At 61.0% G+C, this 26316-nt stretch carries 25 protein-coding genes; 8 read left to right on the top strand and 17 right to left on the bottom strand.

Features of this window, described 5'->3' with window-relative positions; all coding sequences use genetic code 11:
* Positions 1–2 precede the first annotated feature (2 nt).
* The gene (gene nudC / locus AC1DQM_RS03280; RefSeq protein WP_138867503.1) at positions 3–833 is read left to right on the top strand and encodes an NAD(+) diphosphatase; all 831 of its coding nucleotides are present in this window, start codon (positions 3–5) and stop codon (positions 831–833) included.
* Here the strand turns inward: nudC and AC1DQM_RS03275 are convergent.
* The 3 genes from AC1DQM_RS03275 to AC1DQM_RS03265 all read right to left on the bottom strand — a co-directional run bounded on the left by AC1DQM_RS03275 (position 801) and on the right by AC1DQM_RS03265 (position 2884).
* Positions 801–1580, bottom strand: coding sequence for a TSUP family transporter (locus AC1DQM_RS03275; protein ID WP_019578834.1), 780 nt, complete (start codon positions 1578–1580; stop codon positions 801–803). The two genes, nudC and AC1DQM_RS03275, sit on opposite strands and share 33 nt — an antisense overlap.
* A gap of 207 nt (positions 1581–1787) precedes the next feature.
* The gene (locus tag AC1DQM_RS03270; protein WP_018929120.1) at positions 1788–2264 is read right to left on the bottom strand and encodes a nuclear transport factor 2 family protein; all 477 of its coding nucleotides are present in this window, start codon (positions 2262–2264) and stop codon (positions 1788–1790) included.
* A 56-nt stretch (positions 2265–2320) separates the two neighbouring features.
* Entirely contained in the window at positions 2321–2884 is a 564-nt protein-coding gene (locus tag AC1DQM_RS03265; protein ID WP_138867504.1) for a TetR/AcrR family transcriptional regulator, read from the bottom strand.
* Positions 2885–3112: 228 nt separating this feature from the next.
* Here AC1DQM_RS03265 and pssA point away from each other — a divergent pair, with 228 nt between their 5' ends.
* The gene (gene pssA, locus AC1DQM_RS03260) at positions 3113–4456 is read left to right on the top strand and encodes a CDP-diacylglycerol--serine O-phosphatidyltransferase (RefSeq protein ID WP_138867505.1); all 1344 of its coding nucleotides are present in this window, start codon (positions 3113–3115) and stop codon (positions 4454–4456) included.
* An 89-nt stretch (positions 4457–4545) separates the two neighbouring features.
* Here the strand turns inward: pssA and efeO (AC1DQM_RS03255) are convergent, their stop codons facing one another.
* The 4 genes from efeO (AC1DQM_RS03255) to efeU are packed head-to-tail and all read right to left on the bottom strand — an operon-like array spanning position 4546 to position 8767.
* On the bottom strand, positions 4546–5370 hold the full coding sequence (gene efeO, locus AC1DQM_RS03255) for an iron uptake system protein EfeO (RefSeq protein ID WP_018929123.1): 825 nt from the start codon (positions 5368–5370) through the stop codon (positions 4546–4548).
* Between the two features lie 26 nt (positions 5371–5396).
* Positions 5397–6695, bottom strand: coding sequence for an iron uptake transporter deferrochelatase/peroxidase subunit (gene efeB, locus AC1DQM_RS03250; RefSeq protein WP_138867506.1), 1299 nt, complete (start codon positions 6693–6695; stop codon positions 5397–5399).
* An 18-nt stretch (positions 6696–6713) separates the two neighbouring features.
* Positions 6714–7913, bottom strand: a complete 1200-nt coding sequence (gene efeO / locus AC1DQM_RS03245; protein WP_138867507.1) for an iron uptake system protein EfeO — start codon at positions 7911–7913, stop codon at positions 6714–6716.
* Positions 7914–7921: 8 nt separating this feature from the next.
* Positions 7922–8767 (bottom strand): iron uptake transporter permease EfeU, encoded by an 846-nt coding sequence (gene efeU, locus AC1DQM_RS03240; protein ID WP_105346113.1) that lies wholly within the window; start codon positions 8765–8767, stop codon positions 7922–7924.
* A gap of 182 nt (positions 8768–8949) precedes the next feature.
* Here efeU and AC1DQM_RS03235 point away from each other — a divergent pair, with 182 nt between their 5' ends.
* From AC1DQM_RS03235 to AC1DQM_RS03210, 6 genes are all read left to right on the top strand, one after another.
* Complete coding sequence (locus AC1DQM_RS03235) at positions 8950–9966, top strand: AraC family transcriptional regulator (RefSeq protein WP_138867508.1); 1017 nt, start codon at positions 8950–8952, stop codon at positions 9964–9966.
* Between the two features lie 168 nt (positions 9967–10134).
* Positions 10135–11799 (top strand): AMP-binding protein, encoded by a 1665-nt coding sequence (locus AC1DQM_RS03230; RefSeq protein ID WP_138867509.1) that lies wholly within the window; start codon positions 10135–10137, stop codon positions 11797–11799.
* 16 nt (positions 11800–11815) lie between these two features.
* Positions 11816–12577 (top strand): SDR family NAD(P)-dependent oxidoreductase, encoded by a 762-nt coding sequence (locus tag AC1DQM_RS03225; RefSeq protein WP_138867510.1) that lies wholly within the window; start codon positions 11816–11818, stop codon positions 12575–12577.
* Between the two features lie 12 nt (positions 12578–12589).
* Positions 12590–13783 (top strand): acetyl-CoA C-acyltransferase, encoded by a 1194-nt coding sequence (locus AC1DQM_RS03220; RefSeq protein ID WP_018929130.1) that lies wholly within the window; start codon positions 12590–12592, stop codon positions 13781–13783.
* A 22-nt stretch (positions 13784–13805) separates the two neighbouring features.
* Entirely contained in the window at positions 13806–14933 is a 1128-nt protein-coding gene (locus AC1DQM_RS03215) for an acyl-CoA dehydrogenase (RefSeq protein WP_138867511.1), read from the top strand.
* Between the two features lie 30 nt (positions 14934–14963).
* The gene (locus AC1DQM_RS03210; RefSeq protein WP_019649661.1) at positions 14964–15737 is read left to right on the top strand and encodes an enoyl-CoA hydratase; all 774 of its coding nucleotides are present in this window, start codon (positions 14964–14966) and stop codon (positions 15735–15737) included.
* A gap of 58 nt (positions 15738–15795) precedes the next feature.
* Here the strand turns inward: AC1DQM_RS03210 and AC1DQM_RS03205 are convergent, their stop codons facing one another.
* The 10 genes from AC1DQM_RS03205 to AC1DQM_RS03160 form a co-directional block, all read right to left on the bottom strand.
* Positions 15796–16947 carry an acyl-CoA dehydrogenase family protein gene (locus AC1DQM_RS03205; RefSeq protein ID WP_018929133.1) on the bottom strand — a complete coding sequence of 384 codons (1152 nt, stop codon included), beginning with the start codon at positions 16945–16947 and terminating at the stop codon, positions 15796–15798.
* A gap of 3 nt (positions 16948–16950) precedes the next feature.
* Positions 16951–18057 (bottom strand): enoyl-CoA hydratase/isomerase family protein, encoded by a 1107-nt coding sequence (locus tag AC1DQM_RS03200; protein ID WP_192379116.1) that lies wholly within the window; start codon positions 18055–18057, stop codon positions 16951–16953.
* A 345-nt stretch (positions 18058–18402) separates the two neighbouring features.
* Complete coding sequence (locus AC1DQM_RS03195; protein WP_026286646.1) at positions 18403–19098, bottom strand: HPP family protein; 696 nt, start codon at positions 19096–19098, stop codon at positions 18403–18405.
* Positions 19099–19258: 160 nt separating this feature from the next.
* Positions 19259–20437 carry an MFS transporter gene (locus AC1DQM_RS03190; RefSeq protein WP_138867513.1) on the bottom strand — a complete coding sequence of 393 codons (1179 nt, stop codon included), beginning with the start codon at positions 20435–20437 and terminating at the stop codon, positions 19259–19261.
* Between the two features lie 55 nt (positions 20438–20492).
* The gene (locus tag AC1DQM_RS03185; protein WP_138867514.1) at positions 20493–21851 is read right to left on the bottom strand and encodes an MmgE/PrpD family protein; all 1359 of its coding nucleotides are present in this window, start codon (positions 21849–21851) and stop codon (positions 20493–20495) included.
* Between the two features lie 17 nt (positions 21852–21868).
* On the bottom strand, positions 21869–22756 hold the full coding sequence (locus tag AC1DQM_RS03180; protein ID WP_138867515.1) for a polysaccharide deacetylase family protein: 888 nt from the start codon (positions 22754–22756) through the stop codon (positions 21869–21871).
* Positions 22749–23597: a polysaccharide deacetylase family protein gene (locus AC1DQM_RS03175; RefSeq protein ID WP_138867516.1), complete on the bottom strand. Its 849-nt coding sequence runs from the start codon at positions 23595–23597 to the stop codon at positions 22749–22751. Before AC1DQM_RS03175 ends, AC1DQM_RS03180 begins: the two co-directional genes overlap by 8 nt.
* Before the next feature lie 139 nt (positions 23598–23736).
* Complete coding sequence (locus tag AC1DQM_RS03170) at positions 23737–24561, bottom strand: ABC transporter substrate-binding protein (protein ID WP_028940620.1); 825 nt, start codon at positions 24559–24561, stop codon at positions 23737–23739.
* A gap of 39 nt (positions 24562–24600) precedes the next feature.
* Entirely contained in the window at positions 24601–25365 is a 765-nt protein-coding gene (locus AC1DQM_RS03165) for an amino acid ABC transporter ATP-binding protein (RefSeq protein ID WP_018929141.1), read from the bottom strand.
* A 10-nt stretch (positions 25366–25375) separates the two neighbouring features.
* Positions 25376–26254, bottom strand: a complete 879-nt coding sequence (locus AC1DQM_RS03160) for an amino acid ABC transporter permease (protein WP_018929142.1) — start codon at positions 26252–26254, stop codon at positions 25376–25378.
* Positions 26255–26316: the final 62 nt, after the last annotated feature.

Genomic DNA, 26316 nt, shown 5'->3' with positions numbered 1-26316 from the left:
CCATGACTTCACGCTGGACCACTGCAGTACTGGACACCGATCAACCCGGCGGCTGGGCCGTGGCGCGCAGCCCCGAAGGTTTTTTGTTCGATGACAATGGCGCCCTGTTTCCACGGGAATGGCTCAAGCGTCAGGACTTGTCGATTCTTGCCGAGCACGGCATCGGTCACCTGGATGGCGAACCGGTGTACCTGCTGGAACTGCGCGGTCACAGCGACGTGCCGGGTTGTAACTGGAAAGGCCTGCGGGCGTTCATGCTCGATGGCGATCACACCGTCTACAAGGTTCTGGGCTATGCCGCGCAAATCGGTACCTGGGCCCGTGAGCACCGTTTTTGCGGCAACTGCGGGCAGGCGATGATCCAGGTGCCGCGCGAGCGGGCAATGTACTGCGAGCCATGCGATTTACGCAGCTACCCGCGTATTTCGCCAAGCATGATTGTGCTGGTGACCCGTGGCGACGAGGTTCTGCTGGCCCGTTCGCCGCGTTTTGTCACCGGGGTCTACAGCACGTTGGCGGGGTTTGCCGAGCCGGGTGAGTCGGCCGAAGATTGCCTGATTCGCGAGGTTCGCGAAGAGGTGCAGATCGAGGTCAAGAACATCCAGTACATGGGCAGTCAGTGCTGGCCGTTCCCGCATTCGATGATGCTCGGTTTTCATGCCGAGTACGCCGGTGGCGAGATTGTCTGTCAGGAAGACGAGATCGAAGACGCCCAGTGGTTCAACGTGCACGAGCTGCCGCCGTTGCCGGCGTCACGCTCGATTGCCCGCTACCTGATCGACGTCTACGTGGCGCGGCGCTTAGGCCACGCTGAACCAGTGCTGCCAGGCTAGGCGCACGGTCAGGCCGAGCACCACCGTAATGAACACCGGACGAATGAATTTCGCACCGCCGCTGATGGCGGTGCGCGCGCCAAAGAAGGCGCCGACCATCACCGACAGGCCCATGCTCAGGCCGATAATCCAGTCCACTTGCCCGGAAAAGATGAACACCGACAGCGCTGCAATGTTGCTGACGAAGTTCATGCTGCGCGCCACGCCGCTGGCCTTGACCAGGTCGATGGGGTAGAGCAGCAGGCTGCTGACGGTCCAGAACGCCCCCGTTCCCGGGCCGGCCACGCCGTCATAGAAACCGAGGCTGAAGCCTTGGCTCGATTGCCACTTTTTCTTGATGGGTGCATCGCTGTCCAGCGGCGCTTTCGGTGTGCCGCCGAACAACAGGTACAGGCCGCAGGCGAACACAATTACCGGCAGCATTTTGTTCAGCCATTCCGCCGGCAAATAATGAGCGACGATGGCGCCGCTGAGCGCACCAACCAACGTGCCGACGATGGCATGCATCCATTGCCGTGGATGAAACAGCTTGCGCCGGTAGAAGGTGAAGCTGGCAGTGGCCGAGCCAAAGGTCGAACTGAGTTTGTTGGTGCCCAGTACCAGATGCGGCGGCAGGCCGGCGGTCAGCAGTGCCGGGGTGGTCAACAGACCGCCACCACCGGCGATGGCGTCGATGAAACCGGCAATGAAAGCGACGAGAGCCAGAACGGCCAGGGTAGTGAGGTCAACGCTGAGTTCGAAAGGCATGGAATGGGGCTTATTCGGCAGGGCGCAGAAGAGGGCTGCGGGGAAAGGCCGGTATCTTACTCATATCCAACTTCTGCGGCGACCTGAGCCGATCGTTCCCACGCTTCCGCGTGGGAATGCATCTTGTGACGCTCTGCGTCACGGCGGACGCGGAGCGTCCGTGGCGGCATTACCCCGCAGAGCGTGGGAACGATCGGTGAGGTGATGTTACAGACCTAGGTCAGACAACCCGGGGTGATCATCCGGCCGGCGACCCAGTGGCCAGTGGAATTTGCGCTCGCTTTCCTTGATCGGCAGGTCGTTGATGCAGGCGTAGCGGTTGAACATCAGGCCGTTCTCGTCGAACTCCCAGTTTTCGTTGCCGTAGGAACGGAACCAGTTACCCGAATCGTCGTGCCATTCGTAGGCGTAACGCACGGCGATGCGGTTGTCGCCATGGGCCCAGAGTTCCTTGATCAGCCGGTAGTCCAGTTCCTTGGCCCATTTGCGGGTCAGGAAAGCTTTGGCTTCTTCGCGGTTGTGGGCGAACTCGGCGCGGTTACGCCACTGGGTGTCCAGGGTGTAGGCAAGAGACACCCGTTCCGGGTCACGGGAGTTCCAGCCATCTTCGGCCAGGCGAACTTTTTCGATGGCCGATTCACGGGTAAACGGCGGCAATGGCGGACGAACTTCGGCAGTAGACATATTAAGTCTCCCTATCAAATTAACGTTCAAACAAGTTGTCGGGCTTATTTAAAGTGTTACAGGTCCAATAACTTTCGCGCCATGCATTGCGCATTATCGGCGGCACTGTGATCACCCATCACAAGCGCTACGGTAATGGCACCGTCGATCAGGATCAGCAGCTGTCTGGCCAGCGTCTCCGGGTCTGTTGCGCCATATTCGGTACAGAGCTCGCGCACGTAGTCGAGCAGTTTCTGTTTGTGGTCTTTGGCGACCAGGCGAACCGGGTCTTGCGGGTCGCCGGTTTCGCCGCTGGTATTGATGAATGCGCAGCCGCGGAAGCCTTCGGAGACGAACCAGGCCTTGAGCACGGTAAACAGGTTGAGCAGCCGCTCGGCCGGGGTTTGGGCCGTGCCGACTTCGCTCCGGTACCAGTGCATCCAGCGCTCATCACGGCGTTGCAGGGCCGCGACGACAAGCTCCTCCTTGTTGGTGAAGTAGCGGTAAATACTTTTTCTGGAAACGCCGGCGGTTTTCACCAGAAGATCCATGCCGGTGGCAGCAATGCCACTTTTGTAGATCAACTTTTCGGTGACATCCAGAATGATGTCGCGTGTGTCATTGCTAGTGATTTCGTTCATGTGGCAAACAGTAGAATGATCGTTCTTCATGGTCAAGTAGTTATTTGTAGCGCCTATGAAATTGCCTTCGCGGGCAAGCCTCGCTCCTACAGGATTTGTGTTCCAAACGACGAAAAACCGTAGGAGCGAGGCTTGCCCGCGAAGAGGTCTTTACAGACAGTAACAAGACCCAAACCCATCCATGGTGTAAGCTCTCAGGCTCTTCGGATTCGACCCTTTGCGAGCCCTATGCCGTTGCTTTTCAAACGTTCTCTGCTGCCTAAATTGCGCAGTTTTCCGCTGACCGCCGATGCCGTCACCATCCTCTCTGGCGCTGCCGAGTTCCGTCGTTGCCTGCTGGAAAAAATCGCTCAGGCGACCCGGCGTATCTATATCGTTGCGCTGTACCTGCAACAGGATGAGGCCGGCCAGGAAATCCTCGATGCGCTGCACGCGGCCAAACTGGCACGTCCGGAACTGGACGTGGTGGTGGTCGTGGACTGGCTGCGCGCCCAGCGCGGCTTGATCGGTGCCGGCAAGCAACCGGGCAACTCGGCCTGGTATCAGGAAACCACCCGCACCCACGAAAGCGAAGTGCCGGTGTACGGCGTGCCGGTGCAGACCCGCGAACTGTTCGGCGTACTGCATTTGAAAGGCTTCGTGATCGACGATTGCGTGATCTACAGCGGCGCGAGCCTGAACAACGTTTACCTGCACAAATTCGACAAGTACCGCTTCGACCGTTATCACCTGCTGCAGAATCAGGCGCTGGCCGATTCGATGCATCACCTGATCCAGCACGGTTTGATCACCTCCAAAGCGGTGCATCGTCTAGACCTGCCGAACCTGCCGACCACCCGCAGTCTGCGCCACGACATCGGCGACCTGCGCAGCCGTCTCAAGCACGCGGCGTACGACACCACGGCGGGCAGCACGGTAAAGGGCGGTTTATCGGTCAGTCCGTTGCTCGGTGTGGGCAAGAACAACCCGTTGAGTCGAGTCATCTGCGAGCTGATCGCCAGTGCGCAGCATCAGCTGACCATCTGCACGCCGTACTTCAACCTGCCGCTGGCGGTGACCCGGGAAATCAATCGGGCCCTGGCTCGCGGCGTGAAGATCGACATCATCGTCGGCGACAAGACCGCCAACGACTTCTACATCCCGCCCAGCGAGCCGTTCAAGGTGATCGCGGCGCTGCCATACCTCTACGAAATCAGCCTGCGACGTTTCGCCAAGCGTCATCAGCGCAACATCGACAGCGGCAAGCTGAACCTGCATCTGTGGAAGGATGGTGACAACACCTATCATCTCAAGGGCATGTGGATCGATCAGCGCTACACCTTGCTGACCGGCAACAACCTCAATCCACGGGCGTTCCGTCTCGACCTGGAAAATGCGTTGCTGATTGATGATCCGAAAGGCGAGTTGCTGGAGCCGCGTGGCAAGGAACTGGCAGAGATTTTCCAGCACACCCGCCGTATTGAGCGTTACCTGGATCTGCAAACGCTGCCGGATTACCCGGCGGGAGTGGCCAGGTTTCTCAAGCGTGTGAGTCGGGTGCGGATCGAGCGGTTGTTGTATCGGATTTTGTAGGGCTCAAAAGCAAAGATTGCAGCCTTCGGCAGCTCCGCGCCTGTGGGCGCCGCCGAAGGCTGCGATCTTTTCACAGACAACGCCGATATTCAGTTCAACCCCAACTTCCCCCGCAACATCGACAAGTCCTCAGCCAAGGTATTCACCGGCCCGACCAGCGCTTTGCGGTCGCTGTCCTTCACCTTGTCATACGTTTCAAAACCACCCCCTGTAGTTTTGTACTTGGCTAACGTCTTGTTCACCGTAGCGAAGTTCTTGTCGACTTTGGCCATGAATGCCGCGTCTTGCTTCTCGATCTGCGGACGGAACAGGTCGACGATTTTCTTCGCGCCGTCGATGTTGCCCTGGAAATCATAGAGGTCGGTGTGGCTGTAGCGATCTTCCTCGCCGGATATCTTGGTGGCGGCCACTTCTTCAAGCAGCGCAGCGGCGCCGCCGACGACTTTTTCCGGTGGGAAGGTCAGGCCGGCGACGCGGGTTTGCAGGTCTTTCACGTCTTTGTTCAAGCCGTCAGCCAGCTTGTCCAGACCCTGGGTGCTGTTCTCTGAAAACAATGAATATTCGATGCGATGGAAACCGGTGAAGTCTTCGGCCTTCACGCCTTTTTCGTGGTCGTCGACCCGCGAGTCGATGGACGCATCGAGGTCACTGAACAACTCGGCAATTGGTTCGATCGACTCGTAATAGACGCGGGTCGGTGCGTAGAGCTTTTTCGCGGTGGCCAGGTCGCCTTTTTTCACTGCATCGGTGAATTGCTGAGTGTGGCTGGCGAGTTCATCCAGTTGTTCGGTGACGTAGATCTTGTAGTCAGAGATCGGCCCCACCAACTCCAGTGGCGCCGTCGCCGCGAAAGCCGAAAACGGGGTGTTGAGCAAACCAAGGGTCAGCAGTAACGCGAGGGGCGACTTTTTCATGGGACGGTTCCGTGGAGTGGTAAGGGTCAGACTGAGGCTTTGGGTTGTGTGGCGTTGAGCAGCGAGCGGCCGATGAAGTCCTTGTCGCCGGTCACACCCGGCAGGGTGAAGAAGTACCCGCCGCCAACCGGTTTCAGGTATTCCTCCAACGGCTCGCCATTGAGTCGGGTCTGCACGGTGATGAAGCCTTTTTGCAAATCCGCCTGGTAACAGATGAACAGCAAACCCATGTCCAGCTGACCGTTCTTGTTCACGCCGTTGGAGTAGTTGAACGGTCGGCGCAGGATCAGGTTGGCCTGGGTTGCGGCGGTGCGCGGGTTGGCCAGGCGGATGTGGGCGTCGAGTTTGGTCAGCTTGCCTTTCGGGTCTTTGGCGTAATCCGGGACTTGGGTTTCATGCGCACCATCCATCGGTGCACCGGTGCTCTTGACCCGGCCGATAATGCTTTGCTGTTCTTGCAGCGGCGTGCGGTCCCAGCGCTCGACGAAGTTGCGGATGATCCGCACCGCCTGGTAGCTGCCGTTGACCGCCCAGGCCGGTTCGTCGCTGCCGGGCTGGACCCAGACGATGCTGTCCATGGCCTTGGCATCGTTGGAGTCGGGGTTGGCCGAGCCGTCGCGAAAACCCAGAAAGTTGCGTGCGCTTTGCGCCGGCACACCGGGTTTCGTCGGGGCTTGCGGAGGCACGCTGCCTTCCTGCTTCCAGCGCACCAGCAACAGGTCCGGCAGGTTTTTCACGATGTCGCGCAGGGCGTGGATGTTGGTGTCGGCGGTGTTGGAGCAGAACTGCAGGCTAAGGTCGCCGTGGCAGCAGTCGGCCTCCAGTGCGTCGTTGGGGAAACCGACCATGCGGATCAGCCGCTTGGGCTTGGCGCCGGCCAGACCGAAGCGCTCGTCGAACAGCGACTCGCCCACCGATACGGTGATGGTCAGGTTGTCCGGTGTAACCACCGGGCCAAGAATCCCCGAGTCCAGCGGTGGCAGTTTGGGGGCGACCTGGGCCACCGGACCGCCCTGCATCAGGAACGCGATACGCTCGTTGAGCGTGCGAAACAGCCGCTCCAGATCTGCGCGGTCGCTGGCCAATACGTCGAACGACACCAGCATGCCGGATGTTGGGCGCGGGGTGACGATGCCGGTCTGGTGCTGGCCGTGGAAGGCGTGGCGGTCCTCGGTCTTGTCGCTGCTCGGTGCTTCGGTGACTTGCGCCGGGGTCGCGGCCATGACCGGGCAACTCAGGGCCGAACCGGCTATCGCCACACCGGCGGCTCCCATACCCATCAATACACGACGGCGTTGTGCTGAAAACTGTTCTGAGTCGTTCATCTGTCTGAGGTCTTCTGCTTACAGGCCGGAAAGGCCAAGGGCGGGATCGATTCCATCGAGTGCATCGGCCAGAACCTTGGCCTTGTCGGCGATACGTTTGCGCTGTTCGGCGCTGACAGTGTCGTAGCTGGCGTAGCCATCCTTGACCTTGAAACCGTTGAGTTCGGCGTCGAAGGCCGTGACCGCGCTGTCGATTTTCGCCAGTAGTTCAGCGGCAGGTTTGCTCAGCAATGGCCGCAACAGGTCGACGACTTTGCGGGTCGCGTCGAGGTTGGCGGCGAAACCGTTCAGGTCGGAGTGGCTGTAGCGTTCTTCTTCGCCGCTGCTGGCACGTACCTCGGCGAGGCTGTTGAGGTTGCGCACCAGCATGCTCACCAGTTGTTCCGGTGGCAGCGACTGGGCCAGCAGTTGTTGTTTGAGATTGGCGACATCGATGCTCAGGCGTTGTGCAACTGGCGTCAGACCGTCGAGGTTGCGTTGTTGGAACAGCGCGTATTCGAGGCGGTGGAAGCCGACGAAGCCCGGATCCTGCTCGCGCTTATCGAAGTAATCGGCGCGGGAATTGATCGCGTTGTCCAGCTCCGCGAGGCGCTGGGCTGCTGGAGCCAACCGTTGATAGACCGCACGAGCCGGCACATACAAGGCTTGTGCCTGGCTCAGGTCGCCGGCCTCGATCGCTTGCTCAAGCGCGGCGACGGCTTTGATCAATGCGGTGCTCTGGCTGCTCAGGTACACGCGAAATTCCGACAATGGGCCAATGAACGCCACCATCGACGGACGCGCCTTGGCCGCCGCATCGGATGCGGTGGTCGGGGTGACATGCAAGATGCCGCGCGGGTTGCTCAGCAAGCCGCAGGTGATGGCGTAGTCGCCGGGCAACAGGTTGGCGTTGATCACCTGGCTCAGGTCAGGGGCGATGTTCTCGCGCTCTTCGACCACCAGCACGCCGTCAAGAATTTCCCATTCGACGGCACGGTCCGAGCGGTTGACGATACGGAAACTGGTGCGACCGGCCGGAACCGTCAACGCATTCGGTTCGCAGCTGTGCGGGTGAAGGGTGACCAGCACTTGGTCGTGGTTGCTCTGGCGCTTGGCGGCGGCCATTTTCGAGGCGTAGTAGAACAGGCCACCGGCGGCGATCATCACGATCACCGAACCGGCTACCGCCCAGCGCAAGGCGCGGGGCGGGGAAGCCACTGGAGGAACTGGCGTTGACATGAAGGCCCTTACTGGCTGGAAACGGAGGAGGGTGTTTGCGCAGACGTGGCTACGGGAGCCGGGAGAAAAAACATCACCAGTGCCACCAACAGATAAGTCAGATATGCCCCGAGGGTGCTGACGGTCGGCGCGTCCTGGTAGCCGAACATGCCGGCCAGCACCGAGCCCAGCGGGCCGTCCATCGGCAGCGTGGCGCTGAAGTCGAAGAGCACGGTTTGCAGGTGATTCCACACGCCGGCTTCATGCAGGGCTTGCACCGAGTTGGAGAGAATCCCGGCGGCTACCACCAGAATGAACAGACCGGTCCAGCGCAAGAACGCCGAGAGATTCAGGCGCAGGCTGCCGGTGTAGATCAGGAAGCCGACGATGATCGCCAGGGCCAGGCCGAGCAGGGCGCCGAGCGGTGCGGCCGGGCCTTCGCTTTGCTGGAACACGGCGAGCAGGAAGAACACCGTTTCCAGGCCTTCCCGGGCGACGGCGAAAAACACCATGGCGATCAGCGCGGTCACTTGATGCCTGGAGCCGGTCAGCGCCTGATCGAGGGAAACGTGCAGCGAATGCTTGATCGAACGCGCCACCTTGCGCATCCAGAACACCATGGAGCTGAGAATGCCGACGGCCAGCAAACCGACCACACCTTCAAACAGCTCTTGCTGCTTTTGCGGGAATTCAGCACTGACCAGTTCCAGGCCACCGCCGACCAGCAGGGCCAGCGCGGCGGCGAGGAATACACCGACCCACACTGCCGGCATCCATTGGCCGCGACCGGTCTGCTTGAGGTAACTGGCGATAATGCCAACGATCAACGCGGCTTCGATGCCTTCGCGCAGCATGATCAGAAAAGGAACGAGCATTCAGCACCGGGGAGTAATTAGATAGGGTGCTAATTTGTAACATGATGAAACTCATTCTCATATGGTAGTTATTGCTAATTGCCTGAACCTAAGCTGAACAACCCTGAAGATCCCACCATCCCTTAGGAGCGAGCGGTGCGCTAATATGCCCACCACTCCAATAACAAGGCTCACCCCGGTCAATGTCGGAAAAAGACACCATCGCCATTCAACTGGTGCGTGAAGCACTGTTGCAAAGTTGCGCCCCGGGCGCTGCCACCGCAGAGGTGTTGAACAAGGTCGGCATCGATCCAGCGCTGTTGGACAGCACCGACGCGCGTGTCCCGGCCGCCGCCTATGCGCGCCTGTGGCGTTTGCTGGCCCGGCGTGGGGACGATGAGTTTTTTGGCATGGACCCGCGCAAGCTCAAGTCCGGCAGCCTGGAGTTCCTCTGTCACTGCTCCATGGTCCAGCCAAGCCTGGCCGCCGGGCTGACCTCGGGCCTGAGCTTTCTGTCGTTGATGCTCGAACGCCTGCCCGCGCAACTGGTTCGCCAGCAAAGCCTGGCGGAAATCGTCCTGCTGGAGGACGACGAAGAACCGCGCCGCGCCTTCACCTATTTCACTTACTGGATGATCGTGCACGGCGTTGCCTGCTGGCTGGCGGGGCGGCGGATTCCGATCCTGGCCATCGAACTGCGTTGCCCGGAGCCGGATTTTTGCGATGACTATCGGGTGATGTTTTCCGAGAACCTGCGATTCGACCGGCCGCGCACGCGGATGATTTTCTCCGCCGACTGCCTGGATTTGCCGATCAAGCGCAGCGCTGAAGAGCTCAAGCGCTTTCTGGCCCATGCGCCGGCGAACATTCTGGTCAAGTACCGCGACCCCGAGAGCCTGGCCAGCCGGATCAAGCACGATCTGCGGCAATTGCCCGCCGAGCGCTGGCCGGAAACCGAAGCGCTGGCGCAGCAACTGTGCATGTCGGCCTCAACGTTGCGCCGCCGCCTGGCTGAAGAAGGGCAGACGTATCAGGGGCTCAAGGACAGCGTGCGCAAGGAACTGGCCATCGTCTGGCTGGCCGAGCCGGCCATCAGCTTCGCTGAAATCGCCACCCGTTTGGGGTTTGCCGATGCCAGCTCGTTCTACAAGGCGTTTCGCAAATGGTCGGGGTCCAATCCTGGGCATTATCGGAGTTTGATTCTGAACGAGGCTGACTGATCCGGATCCTGGGGGGCTGACGCCATCGCGGGCACGCCCTCGAACCTTGGCCAAACCAGTCACACAACTTGATAGCTTTGACCATTGTCCCGCTCCCCGCGCAGAGCGAGTATTTCCTTGTTGATTACGGTTCCCCCAACCTAATAAAAATACAGAGGGATTCTGGCAATGCGCGATTACTTGTCTGCTACGTCACAGTTCAATTATCAGCACACCGTCGATGCCGCGCTCACAGGGTCGTTGACAGCGCTCAACGCCTGCGTCGAGTGTTGCGACCGGCATGCCTTGCCGGGGCGCATTGCGCTGTTCTGGGAGGGTCGCGATGGCAGCAGCGCGACCTACACCTTCAGCGACTTGCAGGACAAGGCCGCGCGTTTCGCCAACTTTCTGGTGGCCCAGGGCGTGAAGAAAGGCGACAAGGTCGCAGGCCTGCTGCCCCGCAACTTCGAATTGCTGATCACCGTGTTTGCCGCCTGGCGCATCGGGGCGGTTTATCAGCCGCTGTTCACCGCCTTCGGCCCCAAAGCCATCGAACACCGTCTGAACAGTTCCGGCGCCAAAGTGGTGGTCACCGATGCGGTCAATCGCCCGAAACTGGCTGAAGTGGCCGACTGCCCGACCATCGTCACCGTCGGCGGTCCGAAAGGCCAAGGTATTGTTCGGGGTGATTTCAGTTTCTGGGCCGAACTGGCCAACTATTCCAGCGTCTGCGAACCGGTATTGCTGACTGGCGAAGACCCGTTCCTGCTGATGTTCACCTCGGGCACCACCGGCCCGTCGAAAGCGCTGTCGGTGCCGCTCAAGGCCATCGTTGCGTTCCAGAGTTACACCCGCGACGCTGTAGACCTGCGCCCCGAGGACGCCTTCTGGAACGTCGCCGATCCGGGTTGGGCTTACGGTATTTATTTCGGTGTCACCGGGCCGATGGCGATGGGGCATCCGATCACCTTTTACGATGGCCCGTTCACCCTCGAAAGCACCTGCCGGGTGATCAACAAATACGGGATTACCAACCTCACTGGCTCACCGACCGCCTATCGCTTGCTGATTGCCGGTGGCGATGAATTCGCCCGTTCGATCAAGGGCAAGCTGCGCATCGTCAGCAGCGCCGGCGAGCCGCTGAATCCGGAAGTGATCCGCTGGTTCGCCGACAACCTCGGCGTGGTGATTCACGACCATTACGGCCAGACCGAACTGGGCATGGTCCTGTGCAATCACCATGGCCTGGAACATCCGATCCACATGGGCGCCGCCGGTTTTGCCTCGCCGGGCCACCGTATCGTGGTGCTGGATGAGGAATACAAAGAACTCGGCGTTGGCCAGCCAGGAATCCTGGCCATTGACCGTACCCAGTCGCCGATGTGCTGGTTCGGTGGTTACGAAGGCGTACCGACCAAAGCGTTCGTCGGCAATTATTACCTGAGCGGCGACACCGTCGAGTGGAACCCGGACGGCAGCATCAGCTTCGTCGGCCGCAGCGACGACGTGATTACCACCTCGGGTTACCGCGTCGGCCCGTTCGACGTGGAAAGCGCCCTGATCGAACACCCGGCGGTGGTCGAGGCGGCGGTGATCGGCAAGCCCGACCCGGAGCGCACCGAACTGGTGAAAGCCTTCGTCGTGCTCAGCCCGCAATACCGCGCCGAGCCTGCGCTGGCCGAAGAACTGCGGCAACACGTGCGCAAGCGTCTGGCGGCGCACTCGTACCCCCGTGAAATCGAATTTGTCAGCGAATTGCCGAAAACCCCAAGCGGCAAATTGCAGCGCTTTATCTTGCGCAACCAGGAAATCGCCAAGGCTCAAGAGGCCGCCGCGAAGAACGTTTCAGCTTGAATCCAAGGAAACAATGATGCAGATCGAAAACAAGGTTTTTCTCGTCACCGGCGGTGCTTCCGGCCTCGGTGCCGCCACTGCTGAAATGCTGGTGGCCGCCGGCGCCAAGGTGATGTTGGTGGACATGAACGCCGAAGCCGTCGCGGCGCAGGCGGCATGTCTCGGCGCGCAAAGCGTGGTGGCCGACATCAGCAATGAAGCGGCGGCAGAAGCGGCGGTGCAGGCGACGGTCAAAGCGTTTGGCGGCCTTAATGGCTTGGTCAATTGCGCCGGCATCGTGCGTGGCGAGAAGATCCTCGGCAAGACCGGCCCTCATGCCTTGGCCAGTTTCAGCCAGGTGATCAACGTCAACCTGATCGGCAGTTTCAATATGCTGCGCCTGGCTGCTGCGGCGATTGCCGAGACTGAAGCCGATGCAGACGGCGAGCGCGGGGTGATCATCAACACCGCCTCGGTGGCGGCCTTCGACGGCCAGATTGGCCAGGCCGCGTATTCGGCGTCCAAAGGCGCGATTGCCAGCCTGACCTTGCCTGCCGCCCGTGAGCTGGCGCGCTTCGGCATCCGCGTGATGACCATCGCACCGGGCATTTTCGAAACGCCGATGATGGCCGGCATGACCCCGGAAGTACGTGATTCACTGGCCGCTGGGGTGCCGTTTCCGCCACGCCTGGGCAAGCCGAGCGAGTACGCCGCGCTGGCCCGGCATATCATAGAAAACAGCATGCTCAACGGCGAGGTGATCCGTCTCGACGGTGCCTTGCGCATGGCCGCCAAATAAGGAGTATTTGTCATGACACTGTCCAACGATCCGATTGTTATTGTCAGCGCCGTCCGCACCCCGATGGGCGGTTTCCAGGGCGAACTGAAAAGCCTGACCGCGCCGCAACTGGGCGCTGCTGCGATTCGTGCCGCGGTCGAACGCGCCGGTATCGCCCCTGAATCCGTCGAAGAAGTGCTGTTCGGCTGCGTGCTCTCCGCCGGCCTCGGCCAGGCCCCGGCGCGGCAAGCGGCACTGGGCGCCGGGTTGGATAAATCGACCCGCTGCACGACGCTGAACAAAATGTGCGGCTCGGGCATGGAAGCGACGATCCTGGCCCACGACATGCTGATCGCCGGCAGCGCCGACGTGGTGGTCGCTGGCGGCATGGAAAGCATGTCCAACGCGCCGTACCTGCTGGACCGCGCCCGCAGCGGTTACCGCATGGGCCATGGCCAGGTGCTCGATCACATGTTCCTCGATGGCCTCGAAGACGCCTACGACAAGGGCCGCCTGATGGGCACCTTTGCCGAGGATTGCGCCGAGACCAATGGCTTCAGCCGTGAAGATCAGGACGCGTTTGCCATCGCGTCGACCACCCGCGCCCAACAGGCGATCGAGGAAGGTAGTTTTAACGCCGAGATCGTGCCGCTCACCGTGACGGTCGGCAAACAGCAAGTGCTGATCAGCCACGACGAACAACCGCCGAAAGCCAAACTGGACAAGATCGCTTCGCTGAAACCGGCGTTCCGCGAGGGCGGCACGGTGACGGCGGCCAACTCCAGTTCGATTTCCGACGGCGCGGCGGCACTGGTGCTGATGCGCCGTTCCGAAGCCGAGAAACAAGGCTTGAAACCACTGGCAGTGATTCATGGCCACGCGGCGTTCGCCGACACCCCGGGGCTGTTCCCGGTGGCACCGGTGGGTGCGATCAAGAAGTTGATGAAGAAAACCGGCTGGTCACTGGACGAAGTCGAGTTGTTTGAAGTCAACGAAGCTTTTGCCGTGGTGAGCCTGGTGACCATGACCAAGCTGGAAATCTCCCACGAGAAGATCAACGTCCACGGCGGTGCCTGTGCCTTGGGCCACCCGATTGGTGCGTCCGGCGCGCGGATTCTCGTCACCTTGCTCTCGGCCCTGCGCCAGAAAGGCCTGAAACGCGGCGTGGCAGCGATCTGCATCGGTGGCGGCGAAGCGACGGCCATGGCCGTTGAATGCCTGTACTAAAGCTTGGCATTAAGGAATCTACATGCTGCCCAACGACGAACAACTTCAGATCAGCGACGCGGCCCGGCAGTTTGCCCAGGAACGGCTGAAACCGTTCGCCGCCGAATGGGACCGCGAACATCGCTTCCCCAAGGAAGCCATCAGCGAGATGGCTGACCTGGGCTTCTTCGGCATGCTGGTGCCGGAGCAGTGGGGCGGTTGTGACACCGGATACCTGGCTTACGCCATGGCCCTGGAAGAAATCGCTGCCGGCGACGGCGCCTGCTCGACCATCATGAGCGTGCACAACTCGGTGGGTTGCGTGCCGATCCTCAAGTTCGGCAACGACGACCAGAAAGAACGTTTCCTCAAACCGCTGGCCGCCGGCGCGATGCTCGGTGCGTTTGCGCTGACCGAACCGCAAGCCGGCTCCGATGCCAGCAGCCTGAAAACCCGTGCCCGGCTGGAAGGCGATCACTACGTGCTCAACGGCTGCAAGCAGTTCATCACTTCCGGGCAAAACGCCGGAGTGGTGATTGTGTTTGCGGTGACTGACCCGAGTGCCGGCAAACGCGGGATCACCGCGCTGATCGTGCCCACCGATTCGCCGGGCTATAAAGTCGCGCGGGTCGAAGACAAGCTCGGCCAGCACGCCTCTGATACCTGCCAGATCCTCTTCGAGGATGTGAAAGTGCCGGTGGCCAATCGACTGGGTGAGGAGGGCGAAGGCTACAAGATCGCCCTGGCTAACCTCGAAGGCGGACGTGTCGGCATCGCCTCGCAATCGGTGGGCATGGCCCGCGCCGCGTTCGAAGCGGCCCGCGACTACGCCCGCGAACGCGAGAGCTTCGGCAAGCCGATCATCGAGCACCAGGCGGTAGCGTTCCGCCTGGCCGACATGGCCACCCAGATCGCCGTGGCCCGGCAGATGGTGCATTACGCGGCGGCATTGCGCGACAGCGGCAAACCGGCGCTGGTCGAAGCGTCGATGGCAAAACTGTTCGCCTCGGAAATGGCCGAAAAGGTTTGTTCCTCGGCGTTGCAAACCCTTGGCGGTTACGGTTACCTGAACGACTTCCCGCTGGAGCGGATCTACCGCGACGTGCGGGTGTGCCAGATCTACGAAGGCACCAGCGACATTCAGCGCATGGTCATTTCGCGCAATCTTTGAGAAGGAGTCCCGTCTGTGAGCAATAAAGAGCTGAACTACGAAACGATTTTGCTGGAAACCCACGGCCGCGTCGGCCTGATCACCCTCAACCGTCCGCAAGCCTTGAACGCGTTGAATGCCCAAATCGTCAGTGAACTGAACCACGCCCTCGATGGCCTGGAAGCCGATTCGAACATCGGTTGCATCGTGCTGACCGGCTCGAAAAAAGCCTTCGCCGCCGGTGCCGACATCAAGGAAATGGCCGAGCTGACCTACCCGCAGATCTACCTCGATGATCTGTTCAGCGACAGCGATCGCGTGGCTAACCGCCGCAAGCCGATCATTGCCGCGGTCAACGGTTTCGCCTTGGGCGGTGGCTGTGAACTGGCGCTGATGTGCGACTTCATCCTGGCCGGCGACAATGCAAAGTTCGGCCAACCGGAAATCAACCTCGGCGTCTTGCCGGGCATGGGCGGCACCCAGCGCCTGACCCGCGCCGTGGGCAAGGCCAAGGCCATGGAAATGTGCTTGAGCGGGCGCTTGATCGATGCGGTGGAAGCCGAGCGTTGCGGGATCGTGGCGCGCATCGTGCCGGCGGATGATCTGGTGGACGAAGCGCTGAAAGTCGCGGCGCTGATTGCGAAGAAATCACTGCCGATTGCGATGATGATCAAGGAAAGCGTCAACCGCGCCTTTGAAGTCAGCCTGTCGGAAGGCGTGCGTTTTGAACGCCGGGTATTCCATGCGGCGTTTGCCACCCAGGATCAGAAAGAAGGGATGGCGGCATTTATTGCCAAGCGTGAGGCTGAATTCCAGGGCAAGTGATGTCGCGCTTCTGATCGTTCCCACACAGAGCGTGGGAACGATCTTCTTAGAGATCTTTTTAGATCAGGTAGTTCTTGAGCTCCCGGGCAATCACCATCCGCTGTATCTCGCTCGACCCTTCATAAATCTGCGTGATCCGCGCATCCCGGTAGTAACGCTCCACCGGGTAGTCCTCCAGATACCCATACCCGCCATGAATCTGAATCGCTGACGAACAGACTTTCTCCGCGATCTCCGAAGCAAACAGCTTGGCCTGTGAAGCCTCCGACAGGCACGGCTTGCCGGCACTGCGCAAGCGCGCGGCGTGCAGGATCAACAGGCGCGCGGCGTTCAGTCGGGTCTGCATGTCGGCCAGCATATTGGCGATGCTCTGGTGTTCGATGATCGGCTTATCGAACTGCACCCGATCCCGCGCGTAAGCCAGCGCCGCTTCGAACGCCGCACGGGCGATGCCCAGGGCTTGCGCAGCGATGCCGATACGGCCGCCTTCGAGGTTGGAGAGGGCGATGGCCAGGCCTTTGCCGCGTTCACCCAGCAAATTGGCTTCAGGGACGGTGCAGTTGTTCAGGGTGACGGCGCAGGTGTCGGAAGCGCGGATGCCCATCTTGTGTTCACTGCGGTCGACGATGAACCCCGCTGTTTCGGTCGGCACCAGGAATGCCGAGATGCCACGCTTGCCCAACTCCGGATCAGTCACGGCGAAAACGATTGCAAGCTTCGCCCGTTTGCCGTTGCTGACGAATTGCTTGGCGCCGTTGATCACCCACTGGCCGTCGCGCAGTTCGGCGCGGGTGCGCAGGTTATGGGCTTCGGAACCGGCTTGCGGTTCGGTCAGGCAGAAGCAACCGATGGCCTGGCCGCTGGCGAGGTCCGGCAGCCATTGCTGTTTTTGCTCTTCGGTGCCGTAATTCAGCACCGGCCCGCAGCCGACGGAGTTGTGGATGCTCATCAGCGCGCCGGTGGCGCCGTCACCGGCGGAAATCTCTTCCACCGCCAGCGCGTAGGCCACGTAGTCGACATAGGTGCCGCCCCATTCCTCGGGCACCACCATGCCCAGCAGACCCAGTTCCCCCATCTTCGCCACCAGACCGTCATCGATCCAGCCGGCCTTTTCCCAGGCTTGTGCGTGGGGCGCGATTTCGCCGCGGGCAAAATCCCGGGCCATGTCGCGGATCATCACTTGTTCTTCGCTCAATTCGATATCGTGCATGGCTCAGCTCCCGCTCTGGTCAAACCCGGTGAAAAAACTCGCGACGTGCTCGGCGTCCAGCGCCTGCAAGGTCGGCGGGTTCCAGCGCGGGTTCTTGTCTTTGTCGATCAGCAAGGCGCGCACGCCTTCGATCAGGTCGCCGCGTTCGAACCACTGGCGATCCAGGTGCAGTTCGAGGGCGAAGCACTGTTCCAGGCTCAGGTGCCGACCGCGCCGCAGCATTTCCAGGGTCACGCCCATGGCCAGCGGTGAACGGCTTTCCAGCAAGTCGGCGGTGGCCATGGCCCACTCATGGCTGTCGGCGACGGTCACTGCACGCAGTTGTTCCACCATACTCGGCACATCGGGCAGGGCGAAGAAGTGGTCGATGACCGGCCGCAGCGCCGCCAGCGGCGCTGCCGGCAGTTGCTGCACGGCGAGTTTCGCCAGCGCGCCTTGCAGGTCCTTGAGCGGGGTATCGTGCCATTCCAGATGGTCGAGTCGCTCGTCCAGCTCGCCCAGGCTGGCGCTCTCCAGGTACCAGTCGGCCAGGCCGCAATAGAGCGCATCGGCGGCGCGGATCTGCACGCCGCTGACGCCGAGATAGATGCCCAGCTCACCGGGAATGCGCGGCAGGAAGTAGCTGCCGCCGACGTCCGGGAAATAACCGATGGCCACTTCCGGCATCGCCAGACGGCTACGCTCGGTGACCACCCGCAAATCGGCGCCTTGCACCAGCCCCATGCCACCGCCCAGGACAAAGCCGTCCATCAAGGCCAGGACCGGTTTGCGGTAGTGATGGATCGTGAGGTCGAGGGCGTATTCCTCGACGAAGAAATCTTCGTGCAGCGTGTCGCCGCTTTTGAAGCTGTCGTACAGCGAGCGGATATCGCCGCCGGCGCAGAAGGCTTTCTCGCCAGCACCGCGCAACACCACCGCATGCACCTGCGGATCCTGTGCCCAGGCATCGAGTTGCTGTTGCAGGCTGCGGACCATGTCCAGGGTAATGGCGTTGAGGCCGGCGGGGCGGTTGAGGGTCAGGTGACCGATGTGATTGCGAACCTCGGCCAACACTTCGTTTTGCGTGGCATCCATGGACGGTGTCCCCGGGGATGAAACCTGAGCAGTCATCACTAACTCCCTGCTTTTATTGTTCTTTATAGAGAAGCTCGCGCGCGAGCGATGCAGGATCGTAACAGTGCAAATTTGCCCTGTACAACCGAGATACGTGCAGGTTCTTTCTGCATTTTTACCTTAGTGCAAAATCAAAAGATCGCAGCCTTCGGCAGACTGACTCCGTTTTGAATCAACCTTGAATTTGTGGCGAGGGGGCTTGTCGGATCGCCGCACCGTCCCGTTCGACTGCGCAGCAGCCGCAGATAAGGGCTATGAGCTATGCCTGGAAAAATTCGTTAGCAGGTTTTGGGGCCGCTTCGCGACCCAACGGGGGCAAGCCCCCTCGCCACAAAGATGCCTTTAGGTTCTGCTGCTCAGCACTTCACCGATACTGCGGCGCTTGGCATGCAATTCACTGGCATGAATCAACTGCTCGAGGTCTTCAGGGGTGACGTCGTAGAAGGCCTCCATGTCGGCGAGTGCCCGTCGCAGATCTTCGGCGGTGATCGCCTGGCTGTCGGCCGCGGGCATAAGCGGGGCCGGTTCGGCGGGACGCTTGGGGTAACGAATGCGCGTGAAGTTGTTGTACGCCAACGCGCTGAGCAGCATCGTCGAGCCACTGAGCATTACCGGGCCGAGGGCTTTCCAGTCCATGGCGATGGTCGCCGGGTCTGCCAGCACCATCAGCAGCGCCAGCGCCCCGGCGGGTGGGTGCAGGCAACGCAGCCAGCACATCAGAATCAGCGCCATGCCCGCCGCGAGGCAGGCGCTGCCGAGGGTGCGGCCGAGTACGTGAGCGACCAGCAGCGAGATCACCCCCGCGCAGAGGTAACCGCCAAGAATCGACCACGGCTGGGCCAGCGCACCCGAGGACACGGCGAACAGTAATACCGCCGACGCGCCCAACGGACCTATCAGATGCAGCGCCACGTCGATGCCGAACACCTGGCCGCACAACCAGACACTGAACATCGTCCCCATGGCCATGCCGATGGCGGCACGGCTCCATTCGGAGGGGCGGGTGTTGATGGCGGCGGGCAACCAGTGAGCGAGCATGACGAACATCGATCCTTTGACAAAAACCAGGGCAAAAAAAAGGCTTGTCCGGATACCCGGAAAGCCCTTGAAGTGGTTCCAACTATTGGGGGAGGAACGGCGAACAGTGTGCCGGTCATTACCGATACTGACAAATTCATATTAATGCAGCTTCAATGCATTATTTTTGCAGTATCGCGACGCGTCGACCGCTCATGAAACAGAGAAAACCGCCCATCGCCGTCAATGCGCTCAGGGCGTAGAACATGGTGGGCGCGGGCGTGTGCATCAGCAAGAAGCCGCAGATCACCGGGCTCATCGCACCACCGAGGGCTGCGAGGTTCTGCGCGCCGTAGTAGCTGCCGCGCAGTTCTTCCGGGGCCAGGGTGTCGACGAAGAGGAATTCGGCCGGGTAAATGATCATTTCGCCGAGGGTGAAAATGAACATTGCGATGCACCAGCTCACCAGGCCGTCGGCCAGGCTGAAACCGATCAAGCCGAGGATGAACAGGCTGCTGCCGCCGACAATCCAGTAACGCAGTTGTTCGCGTTTGAGAAACCGGCCGATCTGGTATTGCAGCAGGATCACGCTGATGGCGTTGCAGGCGAGCAGGGCGGCCATGGTTTCCAGCGCTCGTTTGGAGTCGTGGGTCACCAGCAGGTATTGCGACAGGTACAAGGTAAAACGACCGTGGACCACGGTGCTGAGCAGGCAGCCGCAGGTGAACATGATCAGCGTGCGGTCGTTTTTCAGGGTGACCAGGGTCTTGAGAAAGTTTTGCGGCTGACCGATGGCGGGTACCTGGGCCGGGTCTTTGGGAATCCCGCTCATCAGGAAAATGCTGAAGAACGCGATGCCGCCGGCGATCAGGAACGGCGCAATCGGGTACACGCCGGCGATCACCACGCCGAGCATCGGGCCGGTGGCGTAACCGATATTGGTCAGGGTGTAGCGCAGCGAAAAAGCCTTGGCGCGTTGGCCCATGGGCAGGTTGTCGCTGAGAATCGCCTTGGACCCGATCAGAAACAGCGCCGAGGCGGTTTCGGTGATCACCAGGGTGGCGGTGGTCAGGTAGAGGTTTTCGGCAAAGGTCAGCAGCACGAAGCCGATGGCACTGGAGAGCATGGCCAGGATCAACAGCCGACGCTTTTCGAGGCGGTCGATGATGTAACCACCATAGAGCGCGAGCAGGGTGGCGATGAACACCGCAATCCCGAGCAGCAGGCCGACGTCCTGTTGGTTGAGGCCGAGCTTGGTGCTCAGGAACAGCGTGAGCAACGGGCTGGTGATGGCGCGACTGACGACGATGGTCAGCGAGCAGATCATCAGCCGGCGGATAACGAGGGAGTAAGTGGCCACGGTGGGGCAAATGTCCTTATTCAGATTCTGTGGTGTTCGACGCGCAACGCCAGGCTCAACTCAGCCACCGATCAAGCGCCCGAACCGACTCCAGTTCTTCCAGCCGCCACAACTGCTCCAGCAGCTCTTTTGCCTGCTGTAGCGGTATCACCCGCCCGGCCAGGCTGAAGAATTTCTCCTCCAGCGCCGCATCACTCAGCGGATTGCCCGGAGCACCCAAGGGCACCTCAACGCACAGGCTTGCTTGCCGACCGTCCACGGTCCGCACGCTGACGACAGGCTCGCCATCCTCGGACAGTTGCGGGTCGACTTCAAGGCGAATACGCGACATCCAGTGCGCAATCCGCGGGTGGCGGCGTTGTTCATCGTCGTAGGCTTCCAACCGGCAATGCCCATGGACCAGCCGGGCCGCCAGGGCATAACGCAGGCTCATCTGCGCCGCCGGCAACGTGCTGACGTCCTGGCCACCGCACATGTCCTGAAGGAATCCGCACAGCGACACCTGAACGTCCTCGATCTGATCGGCGCTGATCTGCAATTGATTGAGCAACAAGCCCAATGCATCAATCGCCGAATGGGTCCCACGGCAAGCCGCATAGGGCTTGATCGAGCAGCGCGCGAGTTTCCATACGTGGCCCAGTTCGGCGTCCAACGCCTCGGGCGCGGCGGTGTCCGCCGCGAGGGTCTTGAGGAAACCGCCCCAGACGTCATCGAACAGTTTTGTCGGGCCGGTGATGCCTTGTTGAGCAAACCGCGCGGCCAGCAATCCACCTTCGGCGGCGCGTCCGCTGTGGAGTCTTTTGCTTTGCGAGCCGTCATGGATAAACGCCCACAGACCACCACTGAAGCTGCCGGCGATGCCCAGTGCCGATAAGGTTTGTTGTGCATCCAGCCCCAGAATCCGTGCACTGGCCGCCGCCGCGCCAAACACTCCGCACGTCGCCGTGGAGTGCCAACCGGCGCCGTTGTGGGCCGAGTAACTGCCGCAGGCTTCGAGCACCCGACGGCCGATTTCGTAGCCGATCACCACGGCAGTGATCAGTTCGCGACCATCAATTGACGCTTCAGAAACCGATAGCGTTGACATCGACAACGCTGCCATCACCGCCGGCAGCACCACCGCGCCGGAATGGTCGCAGCCGCCGGTATCGTCCAGCTCCAGGGCATGCGCGGCGATACCGTTGAGCATGGCGGCTTGCGCCGCGCCGACTCGCTGACCGGTGCCCCAGACCAACGTGCTGCCGGCTTCCCCCTTGAACACCTGACGCGCCTGTCTGGCGACATCGCTGCCGGCTCCGGCCAGGGCTGCGCCGAAGGTGTCGAGAATGTGCCGCTTGGCTTGCTCCACCAACGCGGCGGGTAAATCTTCGAAACGGGTATCGACGCAGAACTGCGCCAGCCGCGCCATTCGCATAACCCCATCCTGATCTCTCATACGCCGTAATCCCGATAATGACGCTCGTACACAGCGGCCGGGTGATCCTCAGTCACCGGCGCTGCCGATTCTGCCCACCACTGGGCCACTTCGGCACCGGTGGCGATCCACACGTCATCGTGCTGCTGAATGCTTTGCAGCAATTCGCGCAACACGCCGATCCGCCCTGGCGTGGCGATGATTTCCGGGTGCAGCCGCAGCACGTAACACAAGCCGAATCGGTGAAACCCGGCGAAGTCCATCTTCAGATTGCCAAGGGTGTGGCTGTAAGAGGCGATGCGCGATTGCGCCGGTGGCACCGCCGGGCTGAGGTTGAAGGCGAAATAGGGCTCGTCCTCCAGTTCGTAGTGCAACGGCAGTTCGATTACCTCGGGCGCCGTCGGGTGGGCGAAGGGCAAATCATCGCCGCGCCATGACGAGGACCAACGGATACCGTGCTCGCGCAACGCCTCGATGAAGCCCGGTGCGCCATTGCCGGCGGGAATGCGAAAGCCTGTCGGCCGCTGACCGGTCAGCGCGCTCAAGGCCGCGCAGCCCTTGGCGATTTCGGCGCTTTGCTCGGCCAGGGTCAGGTTGTCGTAGTGCTGATGGCGGTAGCCGGCGCAGGCAATCTCGTGCCCGCCGGCCTGGATCGCCCGGAGGTGTTGCGGGTTTTCCTCGGCGACGATGCCGGGCACGAACCAGCAGCTGGAAACCCCCAGTTCTGCGAACACGCCAAGCAAACGCTCGACCCCGCGCTGGGTGCCGTAGCGCCACACCGACAAGGTCTTGTCGCGCCCGGCGACTTCCGGCGCCTGGGTAAGGATGCCGTGGATGTCGTTGTAATCGACAGTCAGCACCACGGCGCAGCGGTAGCCGTTGGGCCAGACAATGGAATCAGCCATGGTGATGCTCCTTCAGCCACCAGTGGGCGACATCGCGGCAGGTGGCGAACCACACGTCGTCGCGCTGGCGCATGTGTTCGAAGAGTTTTTCCAGTAACAGGATGCGGCCCGGTTTGCCGCTGATCTTGGGGTGGAACAGGGTGGTCAGGCACAGGCCTTCAGCCATGGCGCCATCGAACTCGCGGCACCAGTTATTGAGGGTCAGTTCGTAGCTGGCGGTTCGGTCCAGCCCGGAAGGGAAGTCCGGTGCGCGGGTGTAGGCGAGGGAAGCGTAGTCGTCCATTTCCCAGCGGCCGGGGATTTCCACCAGTGGTGTATCGAAGCCCGGCACCTTGACCAGGTAGGGCCGGTCATCGCCGCGCATGCTGCTGGAATAGGTCACGCCGGCTTCCACCAGCATGGCCGGCGTTTCGGCCCGCCAGTCGCCCGATGGAGTGCGGAAACCTTCAGCGCGGATGTTCAGGTACTTCCAGAACACCTCGCGGGATTTGTGCATCACGTCCTTCTGCTGCTCCAGCGTCAGGGCGTAAAAAGATTCGTGTTTGTAGCCGTGATAGGCCACCTCATGCCCGCGCTCGACAATCGCCTGGCACTGTTTCGGCCAGTTCTCCACGACCCAGGCCGGAACGAAAAACGTGGTCGGGATGCGGAACTCATCCAGCAGATCGAGAATCCGCGGCAGCGCCCGATAGGGGCCGTAACCGCCGAAACCGAAATACTCGGGCTTGCGCCAGATCGAGCCGTTAAGCATGGCATCGCCGGTGGGGCCATCGAGGTCGAAGGCCAGGGCGAGGCAGGCCTGGTGCTGGTCGGGCCAGGTGGGTTGCAGCGAGGAGGACATCGTGGCGCTCCCTTCATCCATAGATAAAACACAGACCCTGTAGGAGCGAAGCTTGCTCGCGAAAGCGGTGTGTCATTCAACGTCAAAGTTGACTGGCAGGGCCTCTTCGCGGGCAAGCCTCGCTCCTACAGGGCAAGCATTACTTGCCGGCGTTGATGGTCACGGTCTTGATCGCGCCCAGTTCCAGGTCCCATTTCTTCAGGATTGCCTGGTAGCTGCCGTCATCGATCATGCTTTGCAACGCGACTTTCACCGCTTCGCTCAGCTCAGGTTTTTTCTTGCTCACACCCATGCCCGAGAACTGCTTGGAGATCGGCAGTCCCACGGTTTTGTACATGTCCTTTTCCTGGGTCTTGAGGTACGGCAGGGTTTCGCTGCCTTGCATGGCCGCGTCGATACGGCTCTGACGCAATTGCGCACGGGCGTCGGCCGAGCCTTCGGTGCCGATCACGTTGATCGCGGGTTTGCCGGCGGCTTCGCAGTTTTCCTTGCTCCACGCGGCGATTTCCGCCGGGAAGGTGGTACGGCGGCTGGTGCCGACTTTCTTGCCGCACAAGTCGACGATCTCGTTGGTGTCCTTGTTTTTCTGCAAGGTGTAGAACTGCGGACCACTGGTGAAGTAATCGACGAAGGTCACGCTGGCCTGACGCTCGGCGGTGTCGGTCATGCCCGACAGCACCATGTCCACGCGGTCGGTCGTGAGCGCGTTGATCATTTGCTCGAAGCCGGTTTCCTGCCATTTGATCTTCACGCCCAGACGTTCGGCCAGGGCGTTGCCCAGGTCATAGTCAAGGCCGGTGAGGGTGTTGGTGGCCGGGTCCTTGAAATCCATCGGCGGGTAGTTCGGCATGATCGCAACAACGATCTCGCCCTTGTCTTTGATACTGGCCGGCAACTCGGCAGCGAAGGCGAAACCGGATGCCAGGACACTGGCAAGTACTGCTGGGATTACTAGGTTCTTCATGGTCGTTCTCTTATGAGTGTTGTGAGCGCCAAAGGGCGCTTAGGTTCGAACGGCAGAAATGAAGCTTTGGGTGCGTGGGTTTTGCGGACTTATTAGTATTTCTTCGGGGCTTCCAGCCTCCACGATCTGCCCGCCGTCCATGAACACCATGCGGTTGGAAACCTCGCGAGCGAAGCCCAGTTCATGGGTGACGACGATCATGGTCATGCCGGTTTGCGCCAGATCGCGCATCACCGACAGCACCTCTCCGACCAGTTCCGGGTCGAGTGCCGAAGTGGGTTCATCGAACAGCATCAGCTTGGGGCGCATGGCCAATGCACGGGCAATAGCGACACGTTGTTGCTGACCACCCGACAGTTCGATCGGGTAGCTGTTGCGCTTGTCGGCCAGGCCGACGCGAGCGAGCAGTTCCACGGCTTCTTCGTGCGCCTCTTTGGGCGAACGCTTGAGCACCTGGCACGGCCCTTCGATGATGTTTTGCAGCACAGTCATGTGCGGGAACAGGTTGAAACGCTGGAACACCATGCCGGTGGCCAGGCGCTGGCGGGCAATCTGCGATTCGTTGAGCTCGTGCAGTTTGTTGCCGACGATCCGGTAACCCACCAGTTCGCCGTCGACCCACAGGCCGCCCTTGTCGATTTTTTCCAGCTGATTCACGCAGCGCAGCAGGGTACTTTTGCCGGAGCCGGACGGGCCGATGATGCACAGCACTTCGCCTTGCTCGACTTCGATGTTGATGTCCTTGAGCGCGTGGAAATGGTCGTAATACTTGTTCAGGCTCACGGCCTTGACGATGCTTCTCATGTCGGATTCCTCAAGAACGCTTGCCGGCGCCGCGAGCGAAACGACGCTCCAGACGGCTTTGACCAAAGGACAGCACGGTGACCGTGGCCAGGTACCAGATACCGGCGACGATCAGCAGCTCCATCACGCGGGCGTTGGCGTAGTAGATGTTCTGCGCGTTGTAGAGCAGCTCCGAGTACTGGATGACGCTCGCCAGGGAGGTCATTTTCACCATGCCGATGAACTCGTTACCGACCGGCGGAATGATGATCCGCATGGCCTGGGGCAGGATGATCCGGCGCAAGGCTTGCAGGCGCGGCATGCCGATCGACTTGGCGGCTTCGTACTGGCCGGTGTCCACCGACAACAGGCCGGCACGCACCACTTCGGCGGTATAGGCGCCCTGGTTGATGCTCAAGCCGAGGAGGGCGGCTACGAAGGGCGTCATCAGGCTCACGGTGTCCATTTCGAACAGGCCGGGAATGCCGATGGTGGGGAAGATCAGCGCCAGGTTGAACCACAGCAACAGCTGCAGGATCAGCGGCGTGCCACGGAACAGCCAGGTGTAGGTCAGCGCCACATAGCGCAGGATCGGGTTGGCCGACATGCGCATGATCGCCGTGATCACCCCGAAGACAATGCCCAGCGCCATCGCCAGCACCGCCATGACGATGGTGTTGAGCAAGCCCCACATGATCGCTTGCGAAGTGAGGAACTGGCCGATGTACGACCATTCGATCTTGCCTTCGGCGAAGGCTCGTACCAGGCCAATAATCGCGATCACGATGACGCTGGCGAAGAAAATCCGCCCGTAGTAACGCCGTGGCACGTGTTGGTACTGGGTGATATCGAACTGGTTTTCCGCCAGTTTGCGCTCCGCCTGGAGTCGTTCTGCCTGTGTCTGGCTCATGTTGGTTCTCCGTACACTGTTCTTTCAGATCAAGCACAATCCCCTTGTAGGAGCCGGCTTGC

The sequence above is a fragment of the Pseudomonas sp. 01L34 genome (assembly GCF_056400265.1).
The sequence above is the reverse complement of the archived record's forward strand: the minus strand, read 5'-3'. Positions and strand labels throughout refer to the sequence as shown.